This is a genomic window from Agrobacterium rosae (genome assembly GCF_002915175.1).
GTDB lineage: Bacteria > Pseudomonadota > Alphaproteobacteria > Rhizobiales > Rhizobiaceae > Agrobacterium > Agrobacterium rosae.
The window spans coordinates 468,781-491,523 of sequence record NZ_NXEJ01000002.1 but is presented as its reverse complement, the minus strand read 5'-3'; the positions used below and the strand labels follow the sequence as shown (position 1 = coordinate 491,523).

Annotated in this window: 22 protein-coding genes; 10 read left to right on the top strand and 12 right to left on the bottom strand. The window is 56.8% G+C overall.

Annotated features, from left to right (window positions below; genetic code table 11):
• Nucleotides 1-275: 275 nt before the first annotated feature.
• Nucleotides 276-1,769 (bottom strand): glycerol kinase GlpK, encoded by a 1,494-nt coding sequence (glpK, locus tag CPJ18_RS05125; protein WP_103657250.1) that lies wholly within the window; start codon nucleotides 1,767-1,769, stop codon nucleotides 276-278.
• 159 nt (nucleotides 1,770-1,928) lie between these two features.
• Here glpK and CPJ18_RS05120 point away from each other — a divergent pair, with 159 nt between their 5' ends.
• The 8 genes from CPJ18_RS05120 to CPJ18_RS05080 all read left to right on the top strand — a co-directional run bounded on the left by CPJ18_RS05120 (nucleotide 1,929) and on the right by CPJ18_RS05080 (nucleotide 13,740).
• Nucleotides 1,929-2,705, top strand: a complete 777-nt coding sequence (locus tag CPJ18_RS05120) for a 3-hydroxybutyrate dehydrogenase (RefSeq protein WP_103657249.1) — start codon at nucleotides 1,929-1,931, stop codon at nucleotides 2,703-2,705.
• A gap of 24 nt (nucleotides 2,706-2,729) precedes the next feature.
• A complete protein-coding gene (gene xdhA, locus CPJ18_RS05115) occupies nucleotides 2,730-4,196 on the top strand; it encodes a xanthine dehydrogenase small subunit (RefSeq protein WP_103657248.1) in 1,467 nt (488 codons plus the stop codon).
• Nucleotides 4,197-4,381: 185 nt separating this feature from the next.
• Nucleotides 4,382-6,721 carry a xanthine dehydrogenase molybdopterin binding subunit gene (xdhB, locus tag CPJ18_RS05105; RefSeq protein ID WP_167397836.1) on the top strand — a complete coding sequence of 780 codons (2,340 nt, stop codon included), beginning with the start codon at nucleotides 4,382-4,384 and terminating at the stop codon, nucleotides 6,719-6,721.
• A gap of 191 nt (nucleotides 6,722-6,912) precedes the next feature.
• Nucleotides 6,913-7,764, top strand: coding sequence for a xanthine dehydrogenase accessory protein XdhC (gene xdhC, locus CPJ18_RS05100; protein WP_103657246.1), 852 nt, complete (start codon nucleotides 6,913-6,915; stop codon nucleotides 7,762-7,764).
• 224 nt (nucleotides 7,765-7,988) lie between these two features.
• The gene (locus tag CPJ18_RS05095) at nucleotides 7,989-8,882 is read left to right on the top strand and encodes a LysR substrate-binding domain-containing protein (protein WP_103657384.1); all 894 of its coding nucleotides are present in this window, start codon (nucleotides 7,989-7,991) and stop codon (nucleotides 8,880-8,882) included.
• A gap of 101 nt (nucleotides 8,883-8,983) precedes the next feature.
• Nucleotides 8,984-10,231, top strand: a complete 1,248-nt coding sequence (gene puuD, locus CPJ18_RS05090) for a urate hydroxylase PuuD (protein WP_103657245.1) — start codon at nucleotides 8,984-8,986, stop codon at nucleotides 10,229-10,231.
• On the top strand, nucleotides 10,228-11,535 hold the full coding sequence (gene guaD / locus CPJ18_RS05085; RefSeq protein WP_103657244.1) for a guanine deaminase: 1,308 nt from the start codon (nucleotides 10,228-10,230) through the stop codon (nucleotides 11,533-11,535). Before puuD ends, guaD begins: the two co-directional genes overlap by 4 nt.
• Nucleotides 11,536-11,781: 246 nt before the next feature.
• A complete protein-coding gene (locus CPJ18_RS05080; RefSeq protein ID WP_103657243.1) occupies nucleotides 11,782-13,740 on the top strand; it encodes a methyl-accepting chemotaxis protein in 1,959 nt (652 codons plus the stop codon).
• A gap of 81 nt (nucleotides 13,741-13,821) precedes the next feature.
• Here CPJ18_RS05080 and CPJ18_RS05075 read toward each other — a convergent pair whose 3' ends face one another.
• Complete coding sequence (locus CPJ18_RS05075; RefSeq protein ID WP_103584494.1) at nucleotides 13,822-14,340, bottom strand: hypothetical protein; 519 nt, start codon at nucleotides 14,338-14,340, stop codon at nucleotides 13,822-13,824.
• A 266-nt stretch (nucleotides 14,341-14,606) separates the two neighbouring features.
• Here CPJ18_RS05075 and CPJ18_RS05070 point away from each other — a divergent pair, with 266 nt between their 5' ends.
• Nucleotides 14,607-15,743, top strand: a complete 1,137-nt coding sequence (locus tag CPJ18_RS05070; RefSeq protein WP_167397835.1) for an alpha-hydroxy acid oxidase — start codon at nucleotides 14,607-14,609, stop codon at nucleotides 15,741-15,743.
• Between the two features lie 15 nt (nucleotides 15,744-15,758).
• Here the strand turns inward: CPJ18_RS05070 and CPJ18_RS05065 are convergent, their stop codons facing one another.
• Both CPJ18_RS05065 and CPJ18_RS05060 read right to left on the bottom strand, forming a co-directional pair.
• Entirely contained in the window at nucleotides 15,759-16,103 is a 345-nt protein-coding gene (locus CPJ18_RS05065; RefSeq protein WP_103657241.1) for a DMT family transporter, read from the bottom strand.
• Nucleotides 16,100-16,684: a TetR/AcrR family transcriptional regulator gene (locus CPJ18_RS05060; RefSeq protein ID WP_103657240.1), complete on the bottom strand. Its 585-nt coding sequence runs from the start codon at nucleotides 16,682-16,684 to the stop codon at nucleotides 16,100-16,102. The genes CPJ18_RS05065 and CPJ18_RS05060 overlap by 4 nt, the downstream gene beginning before the upstream one ends.
• A gap of 186 nt (nucleotides 16,685-16,870) precedes the next feature.
• Here CPJ18_RS05060 and CPJ18_RS05055 point away from each other — a divergent pair, with 186 nt between their 5' ends.
• Nucleotides 16,871-18,112, top strand: coding sequence for a D-alanyl-D-alanine carboxypeptidase (locus CPJ18_RS05055; protein WP_167397845.1), 1,242 nt, complete (start codon nucleotides 16,871-16,873; stop codon nucleotides 18,110-18,112).
• A 6-nt stretch (nucleotides 18,113-18,118) separates the two neighbouring features.
• Here the strand turns inward: CPJ18_RS05055 and CPJ18_RS05050 are convergent, their stop codons facing one another.
• The 8 genes from CPJ18_RS05050 to CPJ18_RS05015 form a co-directional block, all read right to left on the bottom strand.
• Nucleotides 18,119-18,859 (bottom strand): metallophosphoesterase family protein, encoded by a 741-nt coding sequence (locus tag CPJ18_RS05050; RefSeq protein ID WP_103657238.1) that lies wholly within the window; start codon nucleotides 18,857-18,859, stop codon nucleotides 18,119-18,121.
• A 5-nt stretch (nucleotides 18,860-18,864) separates the two neighbouring features.
• Nucleotides 18,865-19,221 (bottom strand): hydroxyisourate hydrolase, encoded by a 357-nt coding sequence (gene uraH, locus CPJ18_RS05045; RefSeq protein WP_103657237.1) that lies wholly within the window; start codon nucleotides 19,219-19,221, stop codon nucleotides 18,865-18,867.
• Nucleotides 19,218-19,718, bottom strand: a complete 501-nt coding sequence (locus CPJ18_RS05040; protein ID WP_103657236.1) for an ureidoglycolate lyase — start codon at nucleotides 19,716-19,718, stop codon at nucleotides 19,218-19,220. Before CPJ18_RS05040 ends, uraH begins: the two co-directional genes overlap by 4 nt.
• A 3-nt stretch (nucleotides 19,719-19,721) precedes the next feature.
• Entirely contained in the window at nucleotides 19,722-20,084 is a 363-nt protein-coding gene (locus tag CPJ18_RS05035) for a HepT-like ribonuclease domain-containing protein (RefSeq protein WP_103657235.1), read from the bottom strand.
• Nucleotides 20,081-20,374 carry a nucleotidyltransferase family protein gene (locus tag CPJ18_RS05030; protein ID WP_103657234.1) on the bottom strand — a complete coding sequence of 98 codons (294 nt, stop codon included), beginning with the start codon at nucleotides 20,372-20,374 and terminating at the stop codon, nucleotides 20,081-20,083. Before CPJ18_RS05030 ends, CPJ18_RS05035 begins: the two co-directional genes overlap by 4 nt.
• A gap of 73 nt (nucleotides 20,375-20,447) precedes the next feature.
• Nucleotides 20,448-20,945: a 2-oxo-4-hydroxy-4-carboxy-5-ureidoimidazoline decarboxylase gene (gene uraD / locus CPJ18_RS05025; protein ID WP_103657233.1), complete on the bottom strand. Its 498-nt coding sequence runs from the start codon at nucleotides 20,943-20,945 to the stop codon at nucleotides 20,448-20,450.
• Complete coding sequence (puuE, locus tag CPJ18_RS05020; RefSeq protein ID WP_103657232.1) at nucleotides 20,945-21,868, bottom strand: allantoinase PuuE; 924 nt, start codon at nucleotides 21,866-21,868, stop codon at nucleotides 20,945-20,947. The genes uraD and puuE overlap by 1 nt, the downstream gene beginning before the upstream one ends.
• 75 nt (nucleotides 21,869-21,943) lie before the next feature.
• Nucleotides 21,944-22,651 (bottom strand): DUF1045 domain-containing protein, encoded by a 708-nt coding sequence (locus tag CPJ18_RS05015; protein WP_103657231.1) that lies wholly within the window; start codon nucleotides 22,649-22,651, stop codon nucleotides 21,944-21,946.
• Nucleotides 22,652-22,743: the final 92 nt, after the last annotated feature.

The window sequence follows — 22,743 nt, the reverse complement described above, 5'->3', positions numbered from 1 at the left end:
CCGCGAGAAAAAGAGAGGGCGGCAATAACGGCCTGCTGATCTGCATTGCGCGTAAATGATCCGTCACCAGCGCAGAAAATCTACCCAACATCCCCGGTTTACCAGCCCATAATTTGCAGCGTCGCCCGAACGCAAACCGACATTCCTGCAATTTTAATTCAATTGCCGAATTTAAGGCGCAACCCATTAAGAAATGGTGTTGCCTGACAAGGCATAGACAATTGTGATGTCGTGATCTCGCAGAACCTGCGAGATCACCATGGCCCGGGCTGGCGTCAGACTTTACTCAATGTCCTCTGCACGGCATTTCGCCAGCCTTTGATCTTACGGTCACGGGTTTCGTCATCCATTTTTGGCTCGAAGCGCTGGTCACGCGACCACGCGTCCGAAAACGCCTTCATATCCGGCCACACACCCGCCTTGCTGCCCGCAAGCCAAGCCGCACCGAGTGCAGTGGTTTCGAGGATAACCGGACGGTCCACGGGTGCGTCGATGAGGTCGGAGAGACGCTGCATCGTCCAGTCGGATGCGACCATGCCGCCATCGACACGCAGAACCGTGTCGCCATTGGCGTTTTTCCAGTCCTTGTGCATGGCATCCAGCAAATCGCCGGTTTGGTAGCAGACGGCTTCGAGAGCAGCACGCGCAAACTCCGCGGGACCCGTGCCGCGCGTCAACCCGAACATCGCACCGCGTGCATCTGCATCCCACCAGGGCGCACCAAGGCCAACGAAGGCCGGGACCAGATAGACATCCTGCGCGGGGTCGGCCTTTTCGGCCAAAGCACCGGTTTCCGAAGCGGAGCCGATGACCTTCAACCCATCGCGCAGCCATTGAACGGCGGCACCGGCCACGAAGATCGAGCCTTCCAGCGCATAGGTTGTCTTACCATCAAGACGATAGGCGATAGTCGTCAACAGTCGGTTTTTGGAGCGAACCATGTCTTTGCCGGTGTTGAGAAGTGCAAAGCAGCCGGTGCCGTAGGTGGATTTCAGCATTCCGGGTTCGAAACAGGCCTGCCCGATGACGGCAGCGTGCTGGTCTCCCGCGACGCCGAGAATGGGGATAGGCGCGCCGAACAGTTCTTCATCGGCCACGCCGAATTCGGCGGCGCAATCCAGCACCTCAGGCAAAACCGATGGCGGCACGTCGAGAATTTCGAGAAGCTGCTTGTCCCACACGTTCTTCTCGATGTTGAACATCAGCGTGCGTGATGCGTTGGTGGCATCCGTTACAAAGGATTTCCCACCGGTCAGCCGCCAGATGAGGAACGTATCGACCGTGCCAAAGCAAAGCTCGCCCTTCTCAGCCCGCTTGCGCGCGCCCTTTATCTTGGACAACAGCCAGGAAAGCTTAGTGCCGGAAAAATAGGGGTCGAGCAGCAGGCCGGTTTTCTTGACGAAGACCTTTTCGTGACCTTCTTTTTTAAGCTTCTCGCAAAGCTTGGCGGTGCGACGATCCTGCCAGACGATGGCATTGTGCAGTGGCTTGCCGGTGTCGCGTTCCCACAGCAGCGTGGTTTCGCGCTGGTTGGTAATACCGATGGCGGCGATGTCGGAGGCTTTCAGCTTGGCTTTCTCGAGTGCCTGTTTGATGGACCAGACAACACTTTCCCAAATTTCCTCCGGATCATGCTCCACCCAACCTGAGTCTGGAAAAATCTGGCGGAACTCCTTTTGTCCCGTGCCTGCCACCTGCATGGAGCCATCGAAAACAATGGCGCGTGTGGATGTCGTGCCTTGGTCGATGGCGAGAATATAGCCGCCCATTCATGCCTCCCGGAATTCAATGTCGCGCAAAACAATATGTGCAGCCCGTAATGTCAAGTGATCGCGTGTTCGCCCTCATGTCAAATAAGATTGCCAGTTCCCCCGGTTTAAGCATAACCTGATGTAAAGCGTTGCAACGTTGGGTAAAAAGGGGAACGCATGCATCGGACAGTAATCGTAACTGGCTCGACCAGTGGTATAGGTTTGGCAATAGCGCAAGCCTTTGCCAATGACGGGTGCAATGTCATGCTGAACGGCTTTGGCGATGAGCACGAAATCGAAGACACACGCCTTCTGATGGAAGCGGAAAGCGGCACGCGCGTTCTCTACCACCCCGCCGACATGACCAAACCCGATGAGATCGCGGACCTGATCAAAACCACCCACGAAAAAATGGGTGCGGTGGATATTTTGGTCAACAATGCCGGTGTGCAGCATGTGGCTCCGGTTGATGAGTTCCCGCCGGAAAAATGGGATCAGATCATCGCCATCAACCTGACCAGTTCTTTTCATACCATGCGGGCAGTCATTCCACTGATGAAAGAGGCGGGAAAAGGCCGCATCATCAATATCGCCTCAGCCCACGGTCTTGTCGCCTCGCCCTATAAATCTGCCTATGTCGCGGCAAAACATGGTATCATCGGGCTGACGAAATCCGCAGCACTGGAGCTGGCAGAGACCGGTATTACCGTCAACGCCATCTGCCCCGGCTATGTGCTGACCGCTCTGGTGGAAAAGCAGATACCCGATACGGCCAAGTCACGCGGCATCAGCGAGGACGAGGTGAAGAACGATGTTCTCCTGCGGCTGCAGGCGACAAAGGAATTCGTAAAGGTCGAGGATATCGCGGCAACAGCGATCTTCTTGGCCAGCGATGCAGCAAAGCAGATCACCGGCACACATATTTCCATAGATGGCGGCTGGACCGCCCAATAATCAAAACGCATACGAAGGCACGGCATGAAAGACGCAATCAGCTTCATCCTCAACAACGAGACGGTTTCTCTGAAGGATTTTGGTCCGACGGAGACATTGCTCGATTATCTGAGGCTGCAAAAACGATTGACCGGTACCAAGGAAGGCTGTGCCGAAGGCGACTGCGGTGCCTGCACCGTACTGGTCGGGCGGCTGATGGATGGTTCGCTGCGCTATGAAACCGTCAATGCCTGCATTCGCTTCACGGGCTCACTGCACGGCACCCATATCGTCACAATCGAGCATCTGGCTGGCAAGGATGGCGTTCTGCATCCGGTTCAGCAGGCGATGGTGGATTATCACGGCTCACAATGCGGCTTCTGCACGCCTGGCTTCGTTATGTCGCTTTACGGCCTGTGGCTGACCAGCGACAAGCCATCGCGCGCAGACATCGAAAAGGCCTTGCAGGGCAATCTCTGTCGCTGCACAGGCTACGAGCCGATCATCCGCGCCGCCGAAAGCGTTACGGCTGCCAAGCCTAGCACGCTGTTCGACCCGATAGAGCGGGACCGCGCCAGCATCATGTCCCGTCTGTGGGCCATTCAGATGAACGAGACGATTATCGTCAGCAAGGATGACTGTCGCTCGATCATCCCCTCCAATCTCTCGGAATTCGCGCAAGTCTACGCAGCCGAACCGAAAGCAACGATCGTCGCCGGCTCCACCGATGTCGGCCTGTGGGTGACGAAGCAGATGCGGGCGCTGAACCCGGTCATCTTCATCAATCACTTGAGCGACCTGCAATCCATTTCGGTTGAAAACGACGGAATTTCGATAGGCGCTGGCGTGACTTACGCTCATGCCTTCACCATCCTGGCGAAGCATATTCCACCCTTCGCCCGCCTGATCGACCGTATCGGCGGCCAGCAGGTGCGCAATATGGGCACGATCGGCGGCAACATCGCCAACGGCTCGCCCATCGGCGATACGCCACCGGCGCTGATCGCGCTGGGTGCAACGCTGACCCTGCGCTCCGCGTCCGGTAGCCGGACCATGCCGCTCGAAAAATACTTCATCGACTACGGCAAGCAGGACCGTTTCGCGGGCGAATTCGTGGAGAAGATTTTCGTGCCGATCCCCGCTGCCGATACGCAATACGCGATCTACAAGATCTCCAAACGTCGCGATGAGGACATCTCCGCACTCTGCACCGCCTATCATTTAAAGCTGGATGAAGCTGGAGCCGTTGAAGACATCCGCATCGCCTTCGGTGGCATGGCGGCAACGCCGAAGCGGGCCGCAATGCTGGAAAAGGCGCTGATGGGCCAACCTTGGAATTCTGAGACCATCGAGGCAGCACGCGATGCAATTGATAAGGATTTCCAGCCGCTGACAGATTGGCGCGCGACAGCGGAGTACCGGATGCTGACGGCCAAGAACCTGCTGACGCGGTTCTTCCTGGAAACATCCGGCGAGCGCCAGGAGTTGCAGCGCTTCGAGGAGATGGCGTGATGATTGGCGCACATTCCCACTTTTCACTCATTCCTGTGCTTGTCACAGGAATCCAGTGCGACCAAGTCTTTGGGCGCGAAAGAGTCATTCACGGCGCAGACGCGCCGTGGCTGGATTCCTGTGACAAGCACAGGAATGAGGGAGAGGTTCGTTCTACCTTCCAAACAGAAAGGGAGGCCTGAACCATGGACACCAACACCTTCGAACGCACCAAAACCGTTGTCGATGGCAAGATGCATGGATCTCTGCGGCATGATTCAGCGCACAAGCATGTCACCGGAAGTGCCGAATATATCGATGATATTCCCGAACCGGCGGGCATGATCCATGGTGCCATCGGCATGGCGGATCGCGCCCATGCCGAGATCGTTTCGATGGACTTGTCCGAGGTGGAAGCCACGCCCGGAGTTCTATGGGTGATGACGGGCAAAGACGTTCCCGGCGAAAACGATGTTTCCTCCGGCGGTCGTCACGACGAGCCGCTGCTGGCGGAAAAGCTGGTGCAGTTTCACGGTCAGCCGATCTTTGCCGTGTTCGCCGAAACCCGCGACATTGCCCGCAAGGCAGCGCGCAAGGCGAAGGTCACCTACAACGATCTGCCGCATTGGAGCGATATCGACGGCGCCACGGAAAATGGTGAGCCGCTGGTTACTCCCGGCATGACGCTCCAACGTGGTGATGCCGAGCTGGAAATGGACGTCGCCCCGCGCCGCCTGACCGGCACGATGCGCATCGGCGGGCAGGAGCACTTTTACCTGGAAGGCCACATCGCTATGGCGGTGCCAGGCGAGGATGATGAGGTGACGGTGTGGAGCTCAACCCAGCACCCCAGCGAAATTCAGCACATCGTCAGCCATATTCTGCAAATTCCCTCCAACGCCGTTATCGTGCAGGTCCGACGCATGGGCGGCGGTTTCGGCGGCAAGGAAACGCAGGGCAACCAGTTTGCCGCCCTCTGCGCCATCGCCGCCAAGAGGCTGAACCGTGCCGTCAAAATGCGCCCTGACCGCGATGAGGACATGACGGCCACGGGCAAGCGCCACGACTTCCGCGTCGATTACGAACTGGGTTTCGATGACGAAGGCCGTATCCACGCCGTAGATGCCACCTATGCCGCCCGCTGCGGTTTCTCATCCGACCTTTCCGGCCCGGTGACCGACCGCGCGCTGTTTCACGCCGATTCAAGCTATTTCTATCCGCATGTAAAACTGCAATCTAAGCCCTTGAAAACGCACACGGTTTCCAACACGGCCTTTCGTGGTTTCGGTGGCCCGCAGGGCATGCTGGGGGCTGAGCGTTTCATCGAGGAAATCGCCTATGCGGTGGGCAAGGATCCGCTAGAAATCCGCAAGCTGAATTTCTATGGCCAGCAGGGGTCGAACAGAACTTTGACGCCCTACCATCAGGAGGTCGAAGACAACATCATCGCCCGCATCGTCGAGGAACTGGAAACCTCCAGCGACTACCAGGCGCGGCGACAGGCGATCATCGACTTCAACAGAACGAGCCCAATCATTCGCAAGGGCATTGCGCTGACGCCGGTGAAATTCGGCATCTCCTTCACCATGACCGCCTTCAATCAGGCAGGAGCGCTGGTGCATGTCTATAATGACGGCTCCATTCACCTGAACCATGGCGGCACGGAGATGGGTCAGGGCCTTTACACCAAGGTCGCGCAGGTCATCGCCGATGCGTTTCAGGTGGATATCGACCGCGTCAAGATCACCGCGACCACGACAGGCAAGGTGCCGAACACATCCGCCACCGCCGCCTCTTCCGGCACCGACCTGAACGGTATGGCGGCCTATGATGCGGCCCGCCAAATCAAAGAGCGGCTGGTCAAATTCGCCATGGAAAAATGGAATGTGGGCGAGGACGAGGTCACGTTCCTGCCGAACCGCATTCGTGTGGGAACGGAAGAAATCGCGTTCAACGACTTCATCAAACAGGCCTATTTCGCCCGCGTCCAGTTGTCTGCCGCAGGCTTTTACAAGACACCGAAAATCCACTGGGACCGGGCCGCAGGCAAAGGCACGCCCTTTTATTATTTCGCTTATGGCGCATCTGTTTCCGAAGTCTCCATCGATACGCTGACCGGCGAATATATGATGGAGCGCACCGATATTCTCCACGATGTCGGCAAATCGCTGAACCCGGCCATCGATATCGGCCAGGTCGAAGGCGCTTTTGTGCAGGGCATGGGCTGGCTGACGACAGAGGAATTGTGGTGGGATGCCAAGGGGCGATTGCGCACCCACGCGCCTTCCACCTACAAGATACCGCTGGCCTCCGACCGCCCGAAAATCTTCAACGTCAAACTGGCGGAATGGGCAGAAAATGCCGAGCCCACCATTGGCCGCTCCAAGGCCGTGGGTGAACCGCCCTTCATGCTGGCGAACTCGGTGTTGGAGGCGCTGTCGATGGCGGTTGCGAGTGTTGCTGACTACAAGGTCTGTCCAAGGCTCGACGCGCCAGCGACGCCGGAACGGGTATTGATGGCGGTGGAGCGGTTGAGGAAGGTGTGAGGTGAGAGCCGTGGCAGAAGCCCCCCTCATCCGACCCTCCGGGCCACCTTCTCCCCGATGGGGAGAAGAAACCCGTGGCAACCACGGCACCTCAACTTTCAACGTTTCTTATGATGAAAAGGGTGCGGCATATTTCTTCTCCCCGCCGGGGAGAAGGTGGCGCGTAGCGCCAGATGAGGGGGCCAGCCACAATGCCTGACATCTCCCTCACCACCTTCCTACAAGCCTCCACCATCCTCGTCGAAATCACCTCCCTCAAAGGCTCCGCGCCCCGTGAAGCAGGAACCTTCATGCTCGTTTCATCCACCGGCATCTGGCAAACCATCGGCGGTGGGCAGTTCGAATATATGGCCATCGACCACGCCCGCGCCATGCTGGCGGGCAAGACGTCCATCGACACCATGGACATTCCGCTCGGCCCGGAAATCGGCCAATGCTGCGGTGGGCGCACGTTGTTGACATTCACCAGGGTCACGCCCGCAATTGCCGAAAGACTAAAACAGCGGCTGGCGCAAGAGCACCAGTCCCAACCTGCCGTCTTCATCTTCGGCGCGGGCCACGTGGGGAAGGCCTTGGCACAAGCACTGGCCCTCCTACCCCTCTCCATCACTGTCATCGAGACACGGCGTGAGGAACTCGCGGGGCTACCTGAATCCGTTTCATCACACCTCACCGCCATGCCGGAAGCGATGGTGAAAGCCGTTCCCACTGGCGGAACGGTGATCATCGTCACCCACGATCACGCGCTGGATTTCCTGATTGCCAAGGAAGCGCTTGTCCGCGACGACTTGGCCTATGTCGGCATGATCGGCTCCAAAACCAAACGCGCCACCTTCGCGCACTGGCTCGAGCGCGAAGGCGTGCCAGCTTCTGCGCTGGAGCGACTAGTTCTGCCCATCGGCGGAAATACCGTGAAAGACAAACGTCCCGCTGTCATAGCGACCTTGGTAGCAGCCGAAGTGCTTCACGCAATTCATCGCTTTGGCGCACCCGCCCCGCACCGATCTGATCGCGACCATCCAGCAGGCCAAGATCACGCTTGATGTGGTCGTGCATTTCGTCTTGCTGAGACGGACTCACCTGGGCCGATGTCTTGGAAAACCAGTCCAAACTCCAGGCACGCGCAAATAGCCGTGGCCAGACGCTGAAAGCGGCTGTACGCATATCATTTCTCCAAAGTTCTTTTGATGCTATGGAGAAGAAATGCACCTGTTTTCATGGAAAAACCAATGAAACTTCTGATCAAATGGATAAAGAGAACTTATCCATGAAACTATCCCGCAACGTGCCTTTGAATGCCATGCGCGTGCTGGAAAGTGCCGCCCGTCACCTGAGTTTCACCAAGGCTGGCGAAGAGCTGGGTATGACGCAGACGGCAGTCAGCTACCAGATCAAACTGCTGGAGGACTTCGTCGGCGTACCGCTGTTTCTGCGCAAGCCACGGCAGGTGGAACTGACCCAGACGGGTGAATTGCTGGCCAGCCGGGCTTCGCAAGCTTTTGGCATTCTGGCGACAGCCGTGGAAGAAGCACGCAATAGAACGGCGGATGTTCTGATCATCTCCTGCACCACGACATTCGCGCACCAATGGTTGGCCAAACGGCTGGGCGTCTTCCAGGCGCGTCACCCTAAAATTTCGGTGCAACTGGCGCTCTCCAACGAGATCGTGGATTTTTCCCGTACCAATGTCGATATCGGCATTCGCTGGGGCAAAGGCGATTGGCCGGGCCTGATTGGTCGTCGCATCATGCGGCTGGATTTCGCACCTGTCGTCAGCCCGAAGCTGGCGGCCACTATCGGCGGGCTGAAACACCCATCTGATATTCTCAAACTGCCCATCATCAGCCCCAATGACCGTTGGTGGAAACACTGGTTTGCAGAGGCGGGTGTCACCGAAACCGATCTCGACAGCCGAACCGGCAGCGACTTCGGCATCCAGAATCTGGAAGCGCAGGCGGCCCTCGCGGGTCACGGTGTCGCCATCATCAATCCCGTGCACTTTGCCGAGGAGATAACATCTGGCCGCCTGCTGCAACCCTTCGACCTGGTCTGCAATGATGGGCATGACTATTGGATCGTCTATCAGGAAGGCCGCCGCAAGGTCGCCAAGATCAAGGCGTTCAGCGAGTGGATGGAGGAGGAGTTTCCGACGGAGACATGAAGGCCACTGTTTACCCTCAACAAATCTGTCGGTTTCGCAGGTTCCCTCTTTTCTGACGGTCGAATTTCTCGCACAGTGCGCTGCAACGTCAGGGGAACATAATGTACGAATATGCCATTGCTTGGGAATGGATGGCCTTTGCCGTCCGTTGGTTGCACGTCATCACCGCCATCGCCTGGATTGGCTCGTCCTTCTACTTCATCGCGCTCGATCTGGGGCTGGTGAAGCGCCCGAACATGCCGCCCGGTGCTTATGGCGAAGAGTGGCAAGTGCATGGCGGCGGCTTTTATCACATCCAGAAATATCTGGTCGCGCCTGCGCAGATGCCGGAGCACCTGACATGGTTCAAATGGGAAAGCTACGCCACGTGGCTCTCCGGTTTCGCTATGCTCTGCATCGTCTATTACGGCGGCGCGGATCTGTTTCTCATCGACCATTCCGTGCTGGAACTGACGCAGTTTCAGGCCATCTGTCTGTCGCTGGCCTCACTGGCGGTCGGCTGGGTGTTTTATGATCTGCTGTGCAAGTCGCCCATCGGCAACAACACCTGGGGCCTGATGGCGGTGCTTTACATCGCGCTGGTGGCGATGGCCTGGGGTTATACGCAGGTGTTTACAGGCCGCGCGGCCTTCCTGCATCTGGGTGCGTTCACCGCCACCATCATGTCGGCCAACGTCTTCATGATCATCATTCCGAACCAGAAGATCGTCGTCGCTGACCTCATTGCGGGCCGCACGCCGGACCCGAAATATGGCCGCATCGCCAAGCAGCGCTCGCTTCACAACAACTACCTGACGCTGCCCGTCATCTTCTTCATGCTGTCGAACCACTATCCGCTGGCCTTTGCGACGCAGTTCAACTGGGTCATCGCGGCTCTGGTGTTTCTCATGGGCGTCACGATCCGCCACTGGTTCAACACCACCCACGCCCGCAAGGGCAGACCGACATGGACATGGCTGGTCACAGCACTGATTTTCATCGTCATCATGTGGCTCTCCACCGTGCCAAAGATACTGACGGGTGAGCAGGCAGAGAAAGCTGCAACGCTGTCCCCAACCCAGCAGCTTTTCGCAGCCGATGTGCATTTCGCCTCGGCGCGGGATGTGGTGCAAAGCCGCTGCTCCATGTGCCATGCGGCAGAACCGGTGTGGGAGGGCGTTCCCTTCACCCCAAAGTCGGTCAAACTGGAAACCGATGCACAAATTGCAGCCCATGCACGGGAAATTTATTTACAGGCAGGCCGCAGCCATGCCATGCCCCCCGGCAACATCACGGCGATAACGCCGCAAGAACGCAAGGTGCTGACCGCATGGTACGAGAGTGCCGTGTCGCAAGGAAAAACACAATGAGCATACTTCTGCTGCGCGGACGTCTTTTGAGCTTCAAACGCGCGCCGCATTCCATCGATGACACCGCCAGTTACGTCTACATCGAAGATGGCGGTCTGCTGATCGAGGACGGCAGAATCAGTGCGATCGGTGACTACGCCGACATCCGCAAGTCAGCGCCTGATGACATCGAAGAAAAAGATCACCGTCCGCACCTTATCGTGCCGGGCCTCATCGATCTGCACATGCATTTTCCGCAAATGCAGGTCATAGGCTCCTATGCCGCCAATCTCCTGGAATGGCTCAATACCTACACCTTCCCGGAGGAATGCCGCTTCGTCGAAAGCGCGCATGCACAGCGCATCGCCACGCATTTCTATGATGAACTGATCCGCCACGGCACCACGACGGCGGCTGCCTATTGCTCAGTCCACAAGACGTCCGCCGACGCCTTCTTTGCAGAAGCCATGAAGCGCAACATGCTGATGGTGGGCGGCAAGGTGATGATGGACCGCAATGCCCCGCAAGGTCTGCTGGACACGCCGGAACTCGGCTACGACGAAACGCGTCAGGTGATTGCCGACTGGCACGGCAAAGGCCGCAACCACGTCGCCATCACACCGCGCTTCGCCATCACCTCGACACCGAAGCAGATGGAAGCAGCACAGGCTCTCGCTCAGGAATTTCCCGATCTCTTCATCCAGACGCACCTCTCCGAAAATCTGGACGAGATCAAATACACCTGCGAGCTATATCCAGACGCTATCGACTACACCGATATCTATGTCCGTTACGGCCTGATGGGCAAAAAGACGCTGCTGGGGCACGCCATTCACCTGTCGGATCGTGAAGCGGATGTGCTGTCAGAAACCGGCGCGGTGGCTGTCCACTGCCCGACGTCGAACCTGTTCATCGGCTCGGGCCTGTTTCCGATGAAGGCACTGCAACGCCGTGAAAAGCCGGTCCGCATCGCCGTTGCGACGGATATTGGCGGTGGATCGAGCTATTCCATGCTGCGCACCATGGACGAAGCCTACAAGATCCAGCAATTGCTGGGAGAACGTCTGAACCCGCTGGAAAGCTGGTATCTGATGACGTTGGGCAATGCGGAAGCACTCTCCATGGCAGACCGAATCGGGACGCTGGACGTTGGCACGGATGCGGACATAACCGTGTTGAATGCCTCATCTACGCCAGCCATGGCGCTCAAGATGGAAGTCGTCAGAAACCTGACGGAAGAACTGTTTCTCATGCTGACCATGGGCGACGACCGTACTGTAGTAGAAACTTATATTGCAGGCAGCGCAGCCAAAAGTATTATTTAATCTATATCAGACTGAAGAGTAACAACGTCAAACAACGGAAACAAATTTAATTATATTTAAACTATAGCAATCTAGTTCTATCGCAGACAGAATTTTCCCCGGTCGCCATGACGGCATACCATCCTGTCATGCCGCTACAATTTTCTGCGAACTCCCCTCCCCCATGAAAGGTCCCGTCCACGGGTCCCGCATTGCCATGGCTTGAGGAGGCATCTGTTCGCCGTAATACGTCACCCGCGAGGAAAAATGTCGTTTCTTAAAAATGCGAGTATTCGCACTAAAATATTGGTTTTGATTATTCCTTTATGCCTCGTTGGATTGGGAGCCTCGATCTTCATTTCAAGTCGCTATAAACAGTCGGACACGGCGTATTCGGATTTTATCGCAAAGGACAACAGCGGATCTGTCGATATTGCGAGAGCAAATCGAAATCTCGTCGCAACCGCTTACAGCGCCTATCAATTGCTCGTTTACCCATCGCAAGATCCCACTTTCAAATCTACTCTCGATTTCTACAACGATGCCAAAGCTAAACTTATGATGCGCCTGCAATTGGCGAAGGATAAACTCCCGGCGCAGAGCGCGGCAATCGATGCATTTACAATTCGGCTCAAGGAAATCGTTGCGCTGACGGATCAGGCCGTTCAGTTCGGTCAGGCAGATCAGGACGAGCAGGCAAGAGCGACTTTGGCAAAGGCCGATGCGCTGATCAAGCCGATGACGGTGGAACTCGCGAGCTTTCTTGATGGCGTGGCGAAAAATGTAAGTGCCCAAAGTGATGCCCTCACCGACCAGACGGACTCCACCATCTTCATGTCTCTGATGGTCGTTGGCATCAGCTTTGCACTCGGCATCATCGCAGCGCTGATCGTTGCAGCCAAGGGCATCACCACGCCCATCGCCAACCTGCGTGAGCGCATGATGACGCTGGCTCAGGGCCAGACGGCAGCACCCGTCGATGGACAGGATCGCAGGGACGAAGTTGGCCAGATGGCGCAGGCCGTTTCTATCTTCCGCGATAACGCTCTCGAGAAAATCCGTCTCGAACAGGAAACCGAAGCAAACCGCAGTGTGTCCGAAAAGGAGCGCATCGAGCGTGAAGCCCAAAAGACCAAGGATGCGGCGGATACCCAGTTTGCCGTCGATCAACTGGCAAAGGGTCTGGATCGTCTTGCCGAAGGTGACGTCGCCTACCGCATCGATACGCCGTTCGTTACCCATCTCGATACGCTGCGCAACAACTTCAACGGCTCCGTCGCCAATCTGAATGACGCGCTGCGTGCCGTTGGACAGAATGCCCGCGGTATCGATGCCGGTGCCAATGAAATCCGCTCTGCCGCCGACGACCTGTCCAAGCGCACAGAGCAGCAGGCCGCATCTGTCGAGGAAACGGCTGCTGCTCTGGAAGAGATCACCACCACGGTGAAGGATTCCAGCAGCCGCGCCGAAGAAGTCGGTCACCTCGTTGCCAAGGCTCGTGATGGTGCAGAAAAGTCCGGTGCCGTCGTGCGCCAGGCCGTAACAGCCATGAACGAGATCGAACGCTCGTCGGGCGAAATCACCAACATCATCTCCGTCATCGATGAGATTGCCTTCCAGACAAACCTTCTGGCTTTGAACGCGGGTGTCGAAGCGGCACGTGCCGGTGAAGCGGGCAAGGGCTTTGCGGTGGTTGCCCAAGAAGTGCGCGAACTGGCACAGCGCTCTGCCAAGGCTGCGAAGGAAATCAAGGCGCTGATCACGACCTCCGGCGAGCATGTGCGCTCCGGCGTCAATCTGGTCGGCGAAACCGGTCGTGCGCTGGAAGTGATCGTCACCGAGGTTCAGGAAATCAACCGCCACATCGGTGCGATCGTGGAATCGTCGCGCGAACAGTCGGTCGGCCTCCAGGAAATCAACACCGCCGTCAACACGATGGATCAGGGCACGCAGCAGAACGCCGCCATGGTGGAGCAATCGACCGCCGCCAGCCACAGCCTTGCCAAGGAAGCGGCATCTCTCAACCAGCTGCTGTCACGCTTCAATCTGGGTGATGGCGCAAGCGCCAGCCGCTCGGCTCCATCAGCGGTACCTGTCCGCGCCGCCTCTGCCGCATCCAGACCAGCACCATCTCCGGCCCGCGCATTGGGCCGCAAGATCGCAGGTGCGTTCGGTGGTGGTGGTTCGGCTGCAGCCGTTGCGCAGGACAGCTGGGAAGAGTTTTGAGCCTAGCGCTTGAACGAACAAAATGGGCGGCTTTTGCCGCCCATTTTCCGTTTAAGACAGTATAAAAATAGGACTGAAATGCTAGCTGATCCGCAGATTATAGGCATCGTTCGTCGCGTTTTCGAACCGCTTGGCCTTGCTGTCATAACGACTTTTGAGCAGCCTGGCATATTCGAATACCGCTCTTGGCGTCCACACACCGCCAGCCACCCGCAAATTGATGAAATCCGAAGCGGCGGCACCAAAATCGTAACCCGTCCCGACATCTAAGATGCTCTTCACCGTCCAGGCACAATTTTTTCTCTGAAGTGAATAGCGTGGGTTATTGGCAAGCATATGGTCCCACGCACGCTTCATCTGCGCTTCATCAAGACCTGAGATAGATACGGTACCTACAGGAGGGCCTCCCTCTGCTTTTACATCGATTTCATATGTTCGCAGCGATATCGGCTGGCCTTTGATCAAGCTGCTTTCGCCCGGCCCAGGCCACCAACTCACATATCTTTCCAGACCCTTCGCCTGTCCCACTCCGATGGCAAGAGAGGCATGCCCCACATTTAAAGCAGAAATATGCGGTGCCCAGTAATAAACTGTAATCATGAACAGCTCCGATCAGCTTTTAAAACCATCCTCGGTAGAATTATTTCTATTTTATTTTTCCATGACACGTAAAAGGAGATTTTGTGGCAAAAGTTTGCCACGTGCCACACTTCCCCAAAAATCAAGCATCCAGCTTCACAACATTGTTCTGGCCGATGCCAGCGCGGTTTTGCGCAAATTTTGACCTGAAAAGCTGACAATTCAGATGTCACAAATGACACTCGCATGTTAGGTGAAGATGTTATTCAAATTTGAAGGCTTCATCCATGAGCAAAGCGCTGACCATCGCTGACCTAAAGAAACAGGCACAACGCCGGGTTCCAAAGATGTTCTTCGATTACGCCGACAGTGGCGCATGGACCGAAAGCACCTACCGCGCCAACGAGGATGATTTTGCCAAGATCAAGCTTCGTCAGCGGGTGCTGGTGGATATGACAGATCGTTCGCTGGCGACGGAGATGATCGGCGAAAAAGTATCGATGCCCGTGGCACTGTCTCCCACCGGTCTTACCGGCATGCAGCATGCGGATGGCGAGATGCTGGCGGCAAAAGCGGCAGAGGAATTCGGCGTTCCCTTCACGTTATCGACGATGAGCATTTGCTCGATCGAAGACGTTGCCTCCGTCACATCGCGACCGTTCTGGTTCCAGCTTTACGTGATGAAAGACCGCGACTTCGTCAACAATCTAATCGACCGCGCCAAGGCCGCAAAATGCTCGGCGCTGGTGCTGACACTGGACCTTCAGATTCTCGGCCAGCGGCACAAGGATTTGCGCAACGGGCTTTCCGCCCCACCCAAATTCACGCCCAAACACATCTGGCAGATGGCGACGCGCCCGCAATGGTGCCTCGACATGTTGCAGACCAAACGCCGCAGCTTCGGCAATATCGTCGGCCATGCAAAGAACGTGTCCGACCTGTCGTCGCTTTCCTCATGGACGGCGGAACAGTTCGATCCGCGCCTCTCATGGAAAGACGTGGAATGGATCAAGGAACGCTGGGGCGGCAAGCTGATCCTCAAGGGTATTCTGGATGAGGAAGATGCCATCGCTGCCGCCGGAACCGGTGCGGACGCCATCATCGTCTCCAACCATGGCGGACGCCAGCTGGACGGCGCGTTATCTTCCATCGAAATCCTGCCGAAGATTGTCGATGCCGTCGGTGACAAGATCGAAATCCACTTGGATGGTGGTATTCGCTCGGGTCAGGACGTGCTGAAAGCCATCGCGCTCGGTGCCAAAGGCACCTATATCGGCCGACCCTTCCTTTACGGCCTTGGCGCAGACGGCAAGCAGGGTGTCACAACCGCGCTGGAAATCATCCGCAAGGAGATGGATATCACCATGGCGCTGTGCGGCAAGCGTCTGTTGACCGATGTGGACAGCAGCATTCTGGTACGTTAAGGGCCAAGCGGCCCTTTAGTGCCCTACGGTCTTCGAAAACAGGTTCACGACCAAGACGCCAGCGATAATCAGCCCGAGGCCGATCATCGCGGCGAGATCGAGCGTCTGGCGGAAGAACACGTAGCCCACCGCTGAAATCAGCACGATGCCAAGTCCGCTCCAGATGGCATAGGCGACCCCGACAGGAATCGTCCGCAGCGTAATGGACAGCAGATAAAAGGCCGCACCGTAAAAGACGGCCATCAGAAGCGTCGGCACCCACCGGGTAAACTGTTGGGATTGCTGCAAGAAAGATGTGCCAATGACCTCACAGACAATGGCGGCGACAAGCGCTGCATAGGTCAGGGTAACGCTGTTCATGTGTCATTTTCCTTTTTAGCCGCTCTGATCAGTCGCTTGTGAAGTTCCGCTTTATCGTCGCCGGCCTGCGCCTTTTCGCTCACCAGATCCGCAAGCCAGAGACCGTCGACAGCGAGCCTGACGAGTTCGAGGTTAAGATGGTCATCCGTCGTTTTATGGCGGGTCAGGCGACCGTTGATCCACCGTTCCCATAGCTGCCGCAGCGCCGGTTCGCTGATGAGTGCAATCGAGATTGCTGACCATTGTGCGTAGGTTTCGCGTCCGCGATCAGCGAAAAATGCGTTCACATAGGCCCGCGTGAAGCATCCATAGTCCTCACAATCCTGTGAGATCAGGGCATCGATATCCTCATCCAGCTTAACCAAGAGATCGCCAACCACCGCCTCCAGCAGCGCCTGCTTGGACGCAAAATGGTGGAACAGGCCACCCTTCGTCACACCGGCAGCCGATGCGATGGCCTGTATAGATACCGCCGAAAACCCCTGCTCTGCGGCAAGTCTGGCAGCGCAGTCCATCAAATTCCGGCGCACGACCTCCGGCTGTTTTTTACGTTCGTTCAATATATCCATGACAGAATACATACCGGACGGTTGGTTTCTTTTCAAGAAAATAACCCGCCACCAATGGGGGTCGATTTTCATACTTAATTAAGGATGAAAGCGGTCTTTAAAGTTTGAGTGGTTTTGTTGCCTGAAAGTTTCAGTAATTTTGGCAACGGCGAATAGACGGATAAGGGGTGACACATGTTGGGAACGATCAGACGGGGTATGGCCGGAGCGTGGGTGTTTGCTTTGGCCTTCCTCTGTGCGGTTCTTTCCCTGCACGCATCTCCGGCGCAGGCGGGTTATGCACATTTCGTTATGGATGCGAACACGGGAAAAGTGCTGGATTCCCAGAATGCCGACACGAAAAACTACCCGGCCTCGCTGACGAAAATGATGACGCTTTATCTCGTTTTTGAGGCGCTGCATGATGGTCGCCTGAGCTGGAACCAACGCATCACCATGTCCAAGCGAGGCGCAGCGGTCATCCCCTCGAAGCTCTGGGTCAAAGCAGGTACCACCTTCACGGTTCGCGAAGCTGTCTATGGCATGATCGTCAAGTCCGCCAACGACATGGCTGAAGGTATGGGCGACCATCTCGGTGGCTCACAGGCAGGGTTTGCGCAGATGATGACCCGCAAGGCCCGGCAGCTGGGCATGACCAGAACCGTCTTCCGCAACGCTTCCGGTCTGCCGAACAAGGCGCAGGTCACCACGGCCCGCGACATGGCCAAGCTCGGCCTAGCCCTTCAGCGAGATTATCCTAAGGAATACAAGCTCTTTGCCACCCGGTCCTTCAAGTTTCGCGGCAAGACGATCAGCGGCCACAACAGGCTTCTCAGCCGCTACCAGGGCGTGGATGGCATCAAGACCGGTTATACCAATGCCTCCGGCTTCAACCTCGTCAGCGCCGTCAATCACAATGGCCGCAGCGTCGTCAGCGTCGTGCTGGGCGGTAAGACCTCCCGCAGTCGCGACAACCAGATGGTGGCTTTGCTGGACAAAACCCTGCCCAAGGCGTCCAGAGGCCGCAGCAGCCAGCAACTGATTGCCAGCGCCAGCACCAGCCGCACATTCGATGTCGCCCCCACCAGCGTGCCTCTGCCCATGTTTGCCGAGCGCAAAGACCCGGTCGCCATGCAGATCGCCTCCGCCCACAATGTCATGCCGGATATGATCAAGACCTCGGCTGTTCCCGCCACCAATTCCGAACGCAGCGCATGGGAAGTGCAGATCGCCGCAGCGGACAGTCAAGCTGCAGCGCTCTCGCTTCTAAAGACGGCGCGCCCGTCTATCTCATCCAGCTATTCAAGCATCGCGCCTTACACCGAAGCGGTTAGAAGCGGTGCCGCCACGCTTTACCGCGCACGCTTCACCGGCTTCGACAGCCAGGCAGCAGCCCTTTCCGCCTGCAAGGATTTGAAGGCGCAATCCTATTCCTGCGTTGTCATGTCGAGCGACGGATAGGCGGGATCAGCCCAGCCAACCGGTGGCGATGGCCTTGCCAAGACTTGGCATGCCATTGACACGGGCGAGTTCTCCCATCGCGCCACTGTCGTAGCGCACCTGTCGGAAATAAACCTGCCAGCCATGCGGCGTCTCTTCCAGAACCGCGTAGCTGGCCAGCGGATGACCGGCTTCGACCTGATGGTAGAAGGGCTCATCATCCTTCCAGCCCGGGCAACCGACACTGCCGGGATTGACGATCAAACGACCGTCAGACAGTTGAACCGTACGGGCAATATGCGTATGGCCGCAGAGCATGAGGGGTTGCCCAATGCCATCAGCAAGCGCCTCGATTTCTGCCAAGGGGCGCTGGTGTAGAACACCTTCTGGAGACAGCTTCTCCAGCCAATATTCCAGATCATCGTTGGGAGACCCGTGGCAGCAATAGGCGACATCCCTGAAGACCAGATCGAATGGCAGAGCCTGCAACCAGTCGAAATGGTCAGAAGATAGCTGCATATGGGCTGGCTTTTCCCAATCACCCATGAGCTCGAACGGCCTGTCGATCAAAGCGCGGTCATGATTGCCGCGAACGGTCGGAATATGACGCCCCACTAGAACATCTGCCGTGCGACCAGCCTCCAGCGGACCGCTGAAACAATCGCCGAGATTGACGATATCAGCAATACCCAACCTCTCGATATCCCTAAGCACGGCGTCCAGTGCCGCATAATTTCCATGGATATCGGCAATGGCAGCAAACATCATCGGGATCAGCTTCCGCGGTAAGTGGAGTAGCTATAGGGCGAGAGAAGCAACGGAACGTGATAATGCCCGCTCTCATCGGCGATGCCGAAACGAATGGGGATAATGTCGAGAAAGGCAGGTTCCGGCAAAACCAGACCTTTTGTTCTCAGATAATCGCCTGCGTGGAACACAAGCTCATACTGCCCTGCCCGAAAATCCTCGCCGATCAACAACGGCCCGCCATCGACACGGCCATCGCTGTTGGTCTCCACCGTTTTCAGCTTTTCACGGTTCTCGCCCTCAAGCCGGTAGAGATCGATCTTCAACCCCTGCGCGGGCGTGCCGTGGGCAGCATCGAGGACATGGGTGGTAAGGCCGGTCATGGCGTGGGCTCCGAAATGAAATAGGGCTGATTGAAAAAGAACTCTTCCAGATTGTTTCCCGACCCATCCCGATCCACAACCAGAAAATCACTGGTGGAGCCGATAGCCATCAAGGGATGGTGCCAGACATTGCGGTGATAATTCACGCCCTGATCGGCGCGGGCCAGAAAGACCTTTGGCTTCCCCGGCCTGCCCCGCTCATCCTCGGAAACGACCACGAGAAACGGTTTGCCGGACAGCGGCGTAAAGCTCTGGCTGCCCAGCGGGTGGCGTTCCATCATATCAACGGCATAAGGAAACTGGCGCGCTTTGCCCCGAAACAGGTTCAAAACGACACGCGCGCCCTCACCCGTTACATCAGGTGAGCCGAGCGCGTGATACCGCTCCGTATTACCACCATTGATGATCCGCATGCTGGCAGGATCTGCCTCGAGAACATCGCCGAAGGACGCGAATGCCTGTTGGGTTAGAGGCCGGATTTCAAGAAATTCAGTCAAAATTCATTCACCTTGGGCACGCCAGTTTCCTATGCCCGATATTTTTTCCAGAAGCTCCGGAATAGCCGTTTGCGTTGTGTCCCAAACGGTTTCCAAATTGATGGTCATGTATCCGTGAGCGATCCGGTTTCGCATGCCGCGTATTTTCTTCCACGGAATCTCGGGAAAATCCGCAACAAACTCGGGATACTCTTCCATGAGGCGCGTCGTTATTTCACCGATCATCAGTAAATTCATGCCAACGGCACGTTGCCGCACGATATCGATCAGGAAGTCTTCTTTTGTTTTGGCTTGCATGAAATCAAGCGTTTCAGATGCAATCTGCTTTATTTCGTCGAGGTATGTGTGCAAGCGTTTGACACTCATACCGGCTTGGCTTCTTTCAGAACTTGCACACGAACCCGCTCGGGGAAATCACCCGGCGTCAGTAGATGAATTTCCGTGCCGACCATGATGTCCGTCAATTCTTCCAACAATCCGCCCAAATCCAGCAGCGTTGCTCCCGGCAAAGCATCCACCAGAATATCCAGATCGCTATCGGGCCGATCCTCACCACGCGCGACGGAACCGAACACACGGGGGTTGGCCGCGTTGAAGCGCTTTGTCGCTTCGCGGATCGCTTCCCTGTTGTTTTCCAGCACCTCTGACGGTCTCATGGCATGTCTCCTGAAGCCTAATATAGAGTGCTGCCCGTGATGTGGAAAGCAGATTGCTGGCGCATGCGTTTCATCAGCTTTCCGGCAGCAAAGCCAATAGTCGCAGCCCGGCGATCTTTTCCACCTGCGCCGTTGCCGTGGCGAATTCGTCTTCCGCGTTGTTGTTGATGCGGGTCTCGAAGGCACGCAGAATATCGTCTTTGGTCAGGCCTTTGACGGCGATGATGAAGGGAAAGCCGTTCTTCTCGACATAGGCGGCGTTGAGTTGCGTAAACCGCGCATGCTCTTGAGGCGAGAGGCGGTCGAGCCCTGCTCCTGCCTGCTCATTGCGGCTGTCTTCGGTCAGGCCTCCGGTAATGGCAAGCTTGCCTGCAAGATCAGGGTGAGCGCGCAGCACGCCCAACCTTTCCTCATGTGAGGCGGCGCGAAACTGGGTGCAGAGCGCCGCATGGACATTGCCTGCCGTCAGCGGTTCAGCCACGTCGCCAGCATCGTAAGCGCGTTCCGCAATGAAAGAGGAATGCTCGAACACGCCGCCGAAACGGCTGATGAAGTCTGTTCGGTCAACCATCACAGCGCCTCTGGCTTGTGATGTTCATGCCAGTGGCGGGCGATTTCGACGCGCTGGGGTATCCAGACCTTTTCATGGCCAAGCACATAGTCGATGAAACGGCGAAGCGCCGCCGCACGACCGGGGCGACCGACGAGGCGGCAGTGAAGGCCGATGCTCATCATCTTGGCAGCACCTTCGGTTCCTTCCTGATACAGAACATCAAAGGTGTCCTTCAGATAGGTGAAGAACTGATCACCGGAATTGAAGCCCTGCGGCGTGGCAAACCGCATGTCGTTGGCATCCAGTGTGTAGGGAATGATCAGAAACGGATCGTCTCTCAGGCCCTTTATCCAGTAGGGCAAATCATCCGCGTAAGAGTCCGACGAATAGAGAAAACCGCCCTCCTCCATCACCAGCCGCAACGTGTTGTCGGAAGGCTTGCCTTGATACATGCCGTAGGGGCGCTCACCGGTCAGTTCCGTGTGCAGGCGCACGGCCTCGAGAACATGCTTGCGCTCTTCTTCCTCGGAAAAATCCTTGTACTCCAACCAGCGATAGCCATGGCTGGCGATTTCCCATCCGGCTTCTTTCATCGCCGCCACCGCTTCGGGGTTGCGCGCCATGGCCGAGGTGACACCATAGACAGTTGTCGTAACGCCGAGTTCGGTGAACATGCGCCACAGCCGCCAGAAACCGGCGCGCGACCCATATTCGTAGATCGATTCCATATTGAGATTGCGCTGCCCCGGCCATGGCTGAGCACCAACGATTTCCGACAGCAGCGACTCGGACGCCTTGTCGCTGTCGAGAATGGAGCTTTCGCCACCCTCTTCGTAATTGATGACGAATTGCACCGCGATTCTGGCATCGCCGGGCCATTTCGGATCAGGGGTATTGCGACCGTAACCGATCAGGTTGCGGGGATAGTCAGCGGAAATCATCAAATCACCTTCACGAAAATTTCGTAAACGGTATCATCGCGAACCGGAAAGTCGAGAGCATTTTCTTGGGCGTGCTTACGCAATCTTTCGGGCAGATACGCGCCCCATGGGGTGCAGCGAATGCACGCGGAATGGTGCGCCCGGTTCATCTTCAACAAAAAGCGCAAGGTTTGAAAATTCGATCTGCCGTTCCAGCACAGATGCGAACACGCCGCGTACCGCCCGCTCCACGCGGGCACAATCGCCCGGAACCACACCACCGGTCAGCATCATCTGAAAGCGAAACTCATCCATGACATAAGGGTGGCCCCAACGGTGCAGGTTGGTGAGTTGCGTGGCGGAAAGACGATCCGGATCGGCGCGTTCGATATCGGCATCAGACAGGGGTGCGCGGTAGTGATCGAACTCCTGCACGACGCTGGCAGCGAGGAAATTCAACGTTTCCGATGGCCAGGATGGGACCAGACCATAGACATTTCCGAGTTTCGCAATCTCAAGCGGAGGCAGCGTGAAGGGCTGATGGGTGCCAGCAAAATGCATCAGCCCACGCAGCAAAGCCGCCTCGCTCATATCATCCATCAAACGGAATGGCGCTTTGATCGTGCCATGGAAACCGTAACGACGCGGCAACGCCGTGTGATAGGAAATCTCCTGCATGCCGAGGCTTGAAACGGCAGGTGGCTCCACTGTCTGGCCGGAATAAACATCGCGCCCCAGCCAAGCCGCAGCCGCATGGGTCAGGGGATCGTTGGGGGATGGCGTAAAATGAATGGCGTACCGCATGCGTCGTCACCTCGCCGTCCAAAAACGGATATCATCAGCTATATTGCATAAGCCAAGCTGTTAGGTGATTTGCGTGACAGATTAACGACTGA

Bases quoted from the DNA above. Each gene is read 5' to 3' on its own strand.
- uraH (WP_103657237.1), bottom strand. From the start codon at position 19,221: ATGACCGGCCTTACCACCCATGTCCTCGATGCTGCCCACGGCACGCCC.
- CPJ18_RS05030 (WP_103657234.1), bottom strand. From the start codon at position 20,374: ATGAGACCGTCAGAGGTGCTGGAAAACAACAGGGAAGCGATCCGCGAA.
- CPJ18_RS05070 (WP_167397835.1), top strand. From the start codon at position 14,607: ATGAGCAAAGCGCTGACCATCGCTGACCTAAAGAAACAGGCACAACGC.
- guaD (WP_103657244.1), top strand. From the start codon at position 10,228: ATGAGCATACTTCTGCTGCGCGGACGTCTTTTGAGCTTCAAACGCGCG.
- puuE (WP_103657232.1), bottom strand. From the start codon at position 21,868: ATGATTTCCGCTGACTATCCCCGCAACCTGATCGGTTACGGTCGCAAT.
- glpK (WP_103657250.1), bottom strand. From the start codon at position 1,769: ATGGGCGGCTATATTCTCGCCATCGACCAAGGCACGACATCCACACGC.
- uraD (WP_103657233.1), bottom strand. From the start codon at position 20,945: ATGGTTGACCGAACAGACTTCATCAGCCGTTTCGGCGGCGTGTTCGAG.
- CPJ18_RS05035 (WP_103657235.1), bottom strand. From the start codon at position 20,084: ATGAGTGTCAAACGCTTGCACACATACCTCGACGAAATAAAGCAGATT.
- CPJ18_RS05095 (WP_103657384.1), top strand. From the start codon at position 7,989: ATGAAACTATCCCGCAACGTGCCTTTGAATGCCATGCGCGTGCTGGAA.
- xdhA (WP_103657248.1), top strand. From the start codon at position 2,730: ATGAAAGACGCAATCAGCTTCATCCTCAACAACGAGACGGTTTCTCTG.
- CPJ18_RS05050 (WP_103657238.1), bottom strand. From the start codon at position 18,859: ATGATGTTTGCTGCCATTGCCGATATCCATGGAAATTATGCGGCACTG.
- xdhC (WP_103657246.1), top strand. From the start codon at position 6,913: ATGCCTGACATCTCCCTCACCACCTTCCTACAAGCCTCCACCATCCTC.
- CPJ18_RS05080 (WP_103657243.1), top strand. From the start codon at position 11,782: ATGTCGTTTCTTAAAAATGCGAGTATTCGCACTAAAATATTGGTTTTG.
- CPJ18_RS05015 (WP_103657231.1), bottom strand. From the start codon at position 22,651: ATGCGGTACGCCATTCATTTTACGCCATCCCCCAACGATCCCCTGACC.
- puuD (WP_103657245.1), top strand. From the start codon at position 8,984: ATGTACGAATATGCCATTGCTTGGGAATGGATGGCCTTTGCCGTCCGT.
- xdhB (WP_167397836.1), top strand. From the start codon at position 4,382: ATGGACACCAACACCTTCGAACGCACCAAAACCGTTGTCGATGGCAAG.
- CPJ18_RS05060 (WP_103657240.1), bottom strand. From the start codon at position 16,684: ATGTATTCTGTCATGGATATATTGAACGAACGTAAAAAACAGCCGGAG.
- CPJ18_RS05120 (WP_103657249.1), top strand. From the start codon at position 1,929: ATGCATCGGACAGTAATCGTAACTGGCTCGACCAGTGGTATAGGTTTG.
- CPJ18_RS05055 (WP_167397845.1), top strand. From the start codon at position 16,871: ATGGCCGGAGCGTGGGTGTTTGCTTTGGCCTTCCTCTGTGCGGTTCTT.
- CPJ18_RS05075 (WP_103584494.1), bottom strand. From the start codon at position 14,340: ATGATTACAGTTTATTACTGGGCACCGCATATTTCTGCTTTAAATGTG.
- CPJ18_RS05065 (WP_103657241.1), bottom strand. From the start codon at position 16,103: ATGAACAGCGTTACCCTGACCTATGCAGCGCTTGTCGCCGCCATTGTC.